This is a genomic window from Vibrio sp. E150_011 (assembly GCF_053544015.1).
Genome location: NZ_JBHFOL010000001.1, coordinates 18,453 through 26,749, shown reverse-complemented (window position 1 = coordinate 26,749; position 8,297 = coordinate 18,453). Strand labels below are relative to the sequence as shown.

Genomic DNA, 8,297 nt, shown 5'->3' with positions numbered 1-8,297 from the left:
CTTTAGTGGGTAGCAGTGATATCAAACTACGTGGTACAGAGCTAAGTAACAAAACGTTAGGTAATACAGAGCCAAGTGGTACCGATCTTAGTGGCGGTGAACGGCGTGATAGTAATCAAAATAATGATTCTAGACGGAGTGAAAAGCCACGCAATGAAAACCTAACGGGTACACAAGGCACTGACGTTGATCTTGAGAACAAGCCCGTAGATGGTGTGTGGGGTAGCGAATCAGAGCAACGGGTAAATTCTTCTGAAGGTGACGATGTCTGGCTATCGACGGTGATTTGGCTAGCAAAGCATTTTGAGGTGAGGGCGCATCCGTTAAAAATAAAAGCAGGATTGCCGCTCACTCAAGGACAGCTTGATGATATTTTGTTTCCTCGAGCCATCGAAAAATCAGGTCTTGAAGCATTAGAGTTTAGCGTAAAGAACTTGGATCAAATCGTACTTCCGGCGGTCGTTATGCTTGCTGATACTAGGTCACCGTTGGACCAAGTCGACAAATCAAGCGAGCAAACAGGCAATCAACGCCAAGTATACCAGCCATATATATTGCTTAGTCGAGACGGGCAGCATTACACCATGCTTGATCCGGCAGAGGCATTTCAAAAAAAAGTTATCGACAGTCAAACGCTCAAGCCACTCATTCATACAACCGCTTGGCAAATCAGTGCTAAACCGGTGGCTGATAAACGGACTGACCACTTAACTCAGGCCTCACCAAGTGGTTGGTTGTGGGCAGTACTAAAAGAAGTAAAACCTTGGTATAGAGACCTATTTGTGGCGTCTTTTGTGGTCAATCTTTTAGCCATGATGGTTCCACTTTTTACCATGAATGTTTATGACCGCGTGGTACCAAATCAGGCATTTAATACGCTGTGGGTTCTGGTTGCGGGGATTAGTATTGTCATCGTTTTTGATTGGATACTAAGAGAAGCTCGCTCCTCTGTCACCGATATGGCTGGGCGCTATATTGAAAATAAACTCTCTGCTTCGCTCTTTGCCAAAGTAATAGGGATGAAACTGGAAAATCGTCCAGAATCCATTGGTTCGTTTTCTCGTCAGGTACAAGATTTTGATAGCGTAAAAGATTTCTTCACCTCGGTATCCTTAGTCACTTTAGTTGACCTACCGTTTACTATTTTTTTCCTGGTTCTGATTGGTTGGCTGGGTGGTGCGTTAATGCTAGTGCCAATGACAGTGATGGCAGCGTTGCTCCTGTTAAGCATTTTTATGAAGTCGCGTGTTGAGCAAACGTTTGAAGAAACCTCAAAGCTGTCTTCTCAAAGACAGGCACAGCTCTATGATGCCCTGACGTCACTAACCGATATTAAACAAAATAACAGCCAAGGGGTAATCCAAAAGCGGTGGGAGCTGACTATTTCGGCGTTATCGGAATGGCAGTGCAAATCACGTTTTTATACCAACATCGTCTCACACTCTATTCAATCGAGTCAGCAAATTGTCACAATTTGTCTGATTGTTGTTGGCGTCTATCAGATAGCGCAAGGTGCGTTAACGATGGGGGGCCTCATTGCGGTGGTAATGCTAAGTGGACGCGCTGCTAATTCAATCAACCAGCTCTCGGTTTTAATGCTTCGTTACCAGCAAACGAAAGCCGCTATGGAGGGACTTAATACTATTATGGCGACGCCGCAAGAGGAATGTGATCACCAAGTCATGGATCGAGGCCGATTTGAAGGACGAATAAAGCTATCGAATATTTGTTTTAGTTATCCGGATATGCAAAGTGAAACCTTATCTGGTATCGATCTTAATATAGAAAAAGGACAAAGGGTCGGCATTGTCGGTGCAGCGGGCGCAGGTAAATCGACGCTATTGTCTATTATCGCTAAGCAACTAGAGCCATCAAGCGGACAAGTGTATTACGAAGGCATTGATAGTAACCTTTGGCCTCATGCCGCGATACGTGAATGCTCAGGGTGGGTAGGACAGACTCCGGTTCTAATATACGGCACCATCTATGAAAACATTGTGTTGGGTGGTCACGTTATCGATGAGCAAAGGTTGAAGTATGCCATTGTTATGTCGGGCTTGAATGACTATATGGGGCGATTAGCCAACGGTCTGGAAACGCAGGTGGGAGAAGCAGGTCGGTTTTTATCAGGTGGTCAGCGCCAAGCGGTGGTTATTGCAAGAGCACTGTACCGACAACCCGCATTGTTGATTATGGATGAACCAACAAGCAGCTTGGACCGACAAGCTGAATCGCGTTTTCATCAAGCCCTGCAACGTATGCCTAGAGATATGACGGTAGTGGTCAGTTCCCATAAACAATCTTTCTTAAACCTTTGCGATACGGTCGTGGTGTTAGACAAAGGCAAGGTTGTCACTACGGGAACACCCCAAGAGGTATTTGCGAATAAGTCCTCAAGCCGAGTTAAGACCATCTCAGTGGTAAAGGGGGCCCCAAATGAGTAGTGCAGTTCGATGGTCAAATAACAACATAGCCTATCGCTCTCGCAAGTTGATCTGGCTGGTGGGATTGCTCACGGCTTTGATTGTTGCTTGGGCGTCATGGGCGACCTTAGATGAGGTGGTGGTGGGAGAGGGAACGGTGGTTCCTAGCCAGTCGGTACAAACGATTCAGAGTCTGGAAGGCGGCATCATCGAAAATGTTCTAGTACGGCAAGGTGACACTGTGACAAAAGGCCAGCCACTGGTTTTACTTGATGACACTCGCTTTCGTTCTTCTTACCAAGAATCGACACAACAATTTGATACGTTAGTCGCGCAACAAACGCGGCTAAGAACTGAGTTGGCCAGCGTTAACGTTGTCACTAGAGAAGTCGATTGGCGTCAGCAGGTCGTCGTAACCATCAATGACATTGAAACGAATGATGAATCTTCTCCAGCGTTATTTAACGCCAAAGCAAACTATTTGGAGAGAATTGACCAATTACTCTCTGAGCTAGAGGAATCAAAATTACGGATTGAACAACAATCACAATCGCTAATGGATACACAAACCTCCATTCGGACCTTAGAAAGCAGTGTCGTGATTGTAAAGAAAGAGCGAAACATGCTGAAGTCTGTTGTAGAGAGTGGCGCCGTTGCTGAAGTTGAATTGTTAAAGCTTAATCGCGATGTGATTCGGCTTGAGGGGGACTTGTCGAGTGCAAGAGCCGCCGCGCAAAAACAACAAGCCGCCTATTCAGAAGCAATAGCTGATTATCGCGGTACAGCATTTGATTTTCGAGCTAAAGCACAAGGTCAGCTTAACGAAGTATCAGCAAAATTAGCTCAGTTAAACGAGAGCCAACAAGCTATTGCTGACCAATTGCGCCGAACCCAAATGGTTGCGCCAGTGGATGCGACGGTAAAAGAGGTGTTTGTGCGATCAATCGGCGGGGTGGTTCGTCCCGGAGAGCCAATTATGGAACTTGTGCCTCAAAATGCGACATTGATCATCGAAGCGAAAATTTCTCCCAAAGATATTACTTTTATTTCAGTAGGTTTGCAGGCAACGGTGAAGTTTTCAGCCTATGATTTTGTTATATACGGCGGTCAAAAAGGACACGTGACCTATGTCAGTGCTGATGCATTAAAAAATGAAGAAGGCGAAGCGTATTATCGTGCGCACATTGCACTTGATTCATCGGACTCAGAAGGCTCACCATTTACTATCATTCCTGGAATGCAGGTTGCCGTCGATATTCTGACCGGAGAGAAAACGGTTCTTAGTTATTGGATAAAACCGATATTAAGAGCAAAAGAAAATTCATTGAGAGAACGCTAATAACAAGGAAGAAATATGCGTGGTTCAAAGCTCATGTTGTCTATGTGTATCACTTTGGCACCCATGGCCAACGCGATATCGTTAGAAGAGTCAGTAGCATTTGCAATTGATTACAGTCCAGAAGTACTCGCCCAATACTCGCGCTTTCAGTCGGTTATCCGTGACGGCGACGCAGCTGGCGGTTACCGATTACCTCAAGTGAATCTGTATGCAGCGGCAGGTGTTGAAAGCACTCGTTATGACGGTGGCAATTATATCCCATCTGATGAAAGGCAATTAAATCGTACAGAAATGGGCGTCAAAGTGTCGCAACTCTTATTCGATGGGTTTGGCACATCTGCCAATGTTAAACGCCTTGGGTATGAAGCGGAGGCAGAGCGCCTAACCTTGATATCACGAGCCGAAAATGTGTCATTGGATGTTGTGAGAACGTATTTGGAGTTACTGCAGGCTGAGACCCTGTTACAACTTGCTGGTCGGAACGTGCGTGAACATCAAGAAATTTATCAAGATGTTCTCGATAAAAAACAAAAAGGGTTGGCGAGTAATTCAGATTTAGCACAGATTTCGGCCCGTGTTGCGACGGCGCAATCATCCCAAATTTCAGCTCAAAACAATGTATTTGATTTACAAACCCAGTTTCTTCGTCAGGTCGGTAAGCCTGGGCGCAGCTTAGTCTTTCCTAAGTTTGATCAGGGCCTACTGCCCAGCACGATGAATGTGGCGATTGAACAGGCTGTTGTGAACCACCCAGAAATCAAAGCGGCGATACTAGATATGGACGCTGCACGTCAAGAAATACGTCGTGAAAAAGGAGACTACTACCCCGAGTTAAAGCTTGAGCTACATGCCAATAAGAATCGTAATGTTGGTAATGCAATCGGTCCAGATGAAGATATGCGGGCGATGGTCACCTTAGACTATGACCTATTTAATGGGTTTTCGACCGATGCTCGAGTTGAATCATCGGCATGGCGTCTTGAGGAAGCACGCGCGATTCGCATTCGGACTGAGCGTGAGGTGAAGGAAGGAACGGAGCTTGCTTGGAATGCTTATTCAATGATTGAGCAACAGATTGTCTTGCTGCAACAAAATGTTGACGCTGCAAAAATAGCCGAGCTCGGTTATATACAACAGTTTAATGTTGGTCGTCGTAGTTTACTCGATGTGCTTGATGCCAAGATAGAGGTGTTTTTAGCGCGGCAAAACTATGTGCGGAGTAAATATGATAGAACCTTTGCCGCGTATCGATTGTTAAATGCGATGGGGGTATTAACGTATGCATTACGCATAGAACACCCTGAAGAGTGGCAAAAAGATGGAGAGTCCTAATGAAGACGTTATTGATGTTTGCTGTGATTTCCTTAGCGCTTATTGGGTGCGCAGAAACCCCAAATACGCAAACGACTCGCCATCAAATTGATGACCTTCGTGATGAAGATGCAGATGGTATTATTAATCAGCGCGATAGGTGCTTAGATACACCAGAAAATGTGGCGGTAGACAATACCGGTTGTGCCAACTGGGATATTTCCGATAAGCCTGTAGTTGTGAGTGTTGATTTTGATTTTGACGAAGCGATATTGAGAGTTGACCAAGATTCAAAAGTCACCAAGCTTGTCGATATGCTCGAGCAATACCCCAACTCAAATGTTGTATTGATCGGTGATACAAGTTCCGAGGGAACGGACGATTACAACAAAGCGTTAGCGAAACGTCGCACTGCGGCAATTAAACAAGCGTTAGAAACTCAAGGCATCGAAAGCGAGAGAGTATCGGAACAAGAGTTTACTCAGACAACGTATTACACTGAACAATTGCACAAGCGCAAGCGCCGCACGATAGCGGTATTTTATCGCCCAGAAATGAAGGTCACGCAGGAGTGGGACATATTCACGTCAGAAAAAAGTCTGAGTAGTTCGACACAAGTGGAGGCGCCAAGTGAATAAATTACAATCAATTATGTTTGGGTTAGTCACTATTTCCTGTTTCGGTGCAGTGGCAAAAACGGGTGTGAATGAAACAACTGATGTGAAAAACATCAACTCAACTGCTGATGGCGTGGGTGTATCAGTCGTTGCTGTTGAGGATAATCTTATACCATTAATGAAAGCGCTAATTGAATCAAAGGATTTAAATATAAGTGTCACGTCTAGCGGAGACGTTCCTTACAGTATTACTAAAAATGGATTGAAAATGGGTATTAGTTCCAGAAAGTGGAAAGATCGTGAGGTCGCCCAATTTGTCGAAAAATATGGTTATAAGCCCACTGAGCTTTATTTTACTGCTGATGTTATTGCTATTCTTGCCAATGACAATAATCAAACAAGCAGCATATCTTTGGCTGAATTAAAGACTATTTTTGGTTGTAATAGTAGCCCAGAAGTCGTGAGGTGGGCGGATAAAAATGGTCAACGTGGAGAGCCGATGGTTCCTTTTGCGATTGACGAACAGTTAGTGATGCACAGAGAGTTTTCAACGTGGGTAACATGCTCTGAAGGGGCGTTCACGGCTACACACTTTGTTCCTGATCAGCAAGCGTTACTGAGTGAGCTTAATGGAGATGTGAATGCATTAGGTTATACCGTTTATACGGATAATATGACGGATAATAAGGTGCTTAATGTGATAAATAATTTAGGGGAAACGTATGATGTTAACAAAGAAACAATTTTTTCTGGTCGTTACCCCTTAGCCAGCGTTTATTACATGTATCTCAATCTACCGCCTAATAGAGAGTACTTTAATGAACAGGAGGAGTTTTTCATCAGCCTCGCGTTGTCGGACGAACAACAATCTGTGCTAAACGATTATGGTTTTATCAGCCTTCCAATTGAAGCTGTACACCGAAATCGAATTAAATTAGGCCTCGAAAAACCAATGATTGAGGGTGGGTATAGATAACAAGAGAAGATAGTCGAAAAGGGTGGGGATAATAAGGTGTCAATTGGGTTTACTCTATTCCTGCCAGTATAAGTATGAGTATAAAGATTAGAGGCGGCAAAGGGTAACTGAGTTGCGCGATAGTACTCTAAGTTCATGTATATTTTTTGTCATTTAAAGCGAGGGAACCAGTTCGGCTCTCTCGCTTTTTTTTCGGGGCTGCTATGACTAACGCAGCTCTAATACTTGTTGAATGCCGAGTGTCTACTAGGGAGCACACCAGCTCCTGGTGTGCAGCTATGAGCTTTGTAAGCTATTTTACCGTGTGGTGTTGACGGAGTTTTGTCTGGCGTTTCGAGTTTAGGTTAACCGCATCACGGATTTTAAGGCTCAATATCGTTGATGCAAGTATAAACGTGACGCTGTTAGCAACGACAATGGGTAGGTCATCGATAAGTAAGCCATATATCAGCCACAGGGCAACACCACTGACGAAAATGCTATACATCATAAGAGAGATAGAATCGGTATTTCGAGTTTTCAATATGTGCAGTACTTGCGGAACAAAGGAGCACGTAGTGCATATTGCCGCAAGATAGCCTAACAACGTAATATCAATCATGTATTGTTCTCTACGCTATCCACTTCGCTACGATAGATTCTGCTTCGTGTAATAGTGCTTCGCTCACGTCTGACTGTAAGAAGCGCGCATTTTCTTTCGCTTGATTAACGGTATGCGCCCCCGCTATAACCGAGCCTATACTTTCTTGGTTTACCATCCAATGGATCGCTAAGTGGGAAAGTGGAAGACCTGCAGAATCGGCCAGTGTTTTTAGCGCCATTGCGCAAGGGAAATAAATGTCTTTAAACAGCTCACCGTTGAGTTTAGGGTTGTTACGACGATCATCTTTATCATCAAAGTTGTGTTGAGCTTTGAATGTACCCGTTAGTAACCCTTGCATGAGAGGGCTGTATGGCAAGTACTTCATATCATGTTGCTGACAATAAGGAAGCATTTCATCACGAGTTCGATATTGAAGTGGGATGTTATGATAGTGGTCTGGGTTTTGCTCTATGAGGTTATATAAGCCTTGAACTGTGGCGACTTCCACAACAGACTGCATCTGTTCTATCATGTCTAAACTGTAATTAGAGACGCCAATATGGCGAATCTTTCCCTGTTCTTTTAGTATTTTTAGAGCGTGCGCTGTTTCGTCGATTGGCGTATTTGGATCAGGCCAATGAACTTGATACAAATCCAGGTAATCTGTCCCAAGGCGTTTTAGGCTTTGCTCAACCTCAAAAACGATGCTGTTGTGTGACAGGTCTTTCCTTGTTTTTTTATTTGGATCAGCCGGATCCCAAGGTAAGCCACATTTACTCGCTATGATGACCTTATCACGTGATATCCCCGAGAGTGCTTGCCCCAGGACTGATTCGGCGTGACCTTTTCCATATACGGGCGCAACGTCGAAAAAATTAATGCCTTCATCGATCGCGGCATGAATAGTCCGGATAGAGTTCTCGTCAGTGACGTTGTTCCATGTGCCGCCAATCGCCCAGCAGCCAAATCCAATCGCTGAAGCCTGCATATCTTTTATTTGTTTGTATTTCATAATATCCTCAATAGTCTTAGCCCTACTGTCAGCAGG

Annotated in this window: 7 protein-coding genes; 5 read left to right on the top strand and 2 right to left on the bottom strand. The window is 44.4% G+C overall.

Going from position 1 to position 8,297, the window contains the following annotated elements:
• Positions 1–215 precede the first annotated feature (215 nt).
• The 5 genes from ACE1OE_RS00120 to ACE1OE_RS00100 are packed head-to-tail and all read left to right on the top strand — an operon-like array spanning position 216 to position 6,666.
• On the top strand, positions 216–2,444 hold the full coding sequence (locus ACE1OE_RS00120; protein ID WP_449210090.1) for a type I secretion system permease/ATPase: 2,229 nt from the start codon (positions 216–218) through the stop codon (positions 2,442–2,444).
• Entirely contained in the window at positions 2,437–3,762 is a 1,326-nt protein-coding gene (locus ACE1OE_RS00115; protein ID WP_449209673.1) for an HlyD family type I secretion periplasmic adaptor subunit, read from the top strand. The genes ACE1OE_RS00120 and ACE1OE_RS00115 overlap by 8 nt, the downstream gene beginning before the upstream one ends.
• Positions 3,763–3,777: 15 nt before the next feature.
• On the top strand, positions 3,778–5,094 hold the full coding sequence (locus ACE1OE_RS00110) for a TolC family outer membrane protein (RefSeq protein ID WP_449209672.1): 1,317 nt from the start codon (positions 3,778–3,780) through the stop codon (positions 5,092–5,094).
• Positions 5,094–5,711, top strand: a complete 618-nt coding sequence (locus ACE1OE_RS00105; protein ID WP_449209671.1) for an OmpA family protein — start codon at positions 5,094–5,096, stop codon at positions 5,709–5,711. Before ACE1OE_RS00110 ends, ACE1OE_RS00105 begins: the two co-directional genes overlap by 1 nt.
• A complete protein-coding gene (locus tag ACE1OE_RS00100) occupies positions 5,704–6,666 on the top strand; it encodes a PstS family phosphate ABC transporter substrate-binding protein (RefSeq protein ID WP_449209670.1) in 963 nt (320 codons plus the stop codon). Before ACE1OE_RS00105 ends, ACE1OE_RS00100 begins: the two co-directional genes overlap by 8 nt.
• 292 nt (positions 6,667–6,958) lie before the next feature.
• Here the strand turns inward: ACE1OE_RS00100 and ACE1OE_RS00095 are convergent, their stop codons facing one another.
• Positions 6,959–7,267 carry a SemiSWEET transporter gene (locus tag ACE1OE_RS00095; RefSeq protein ID WP_372061809.1) on the bottom strand — a complete coding sequence of 103 codons (309 nt, stop codon included), beginning with the start codon at positions 7,265–7,267 and terminating at the stop codon, positions 6,959–6,961.
• Between the two features lie 10 nt (positions 7,268–7,277).
• Entirely contained in the window at positions 7,278–8,261 is a 984-nt protein-coding gene (locus ACE1OE_RS00090) for an aldo/keto reductase (RefSeq protein WP_449209669.1), read from the bottom strand.
• Positions 8,262–8,297: the final 36 nt, after the last annotated feature.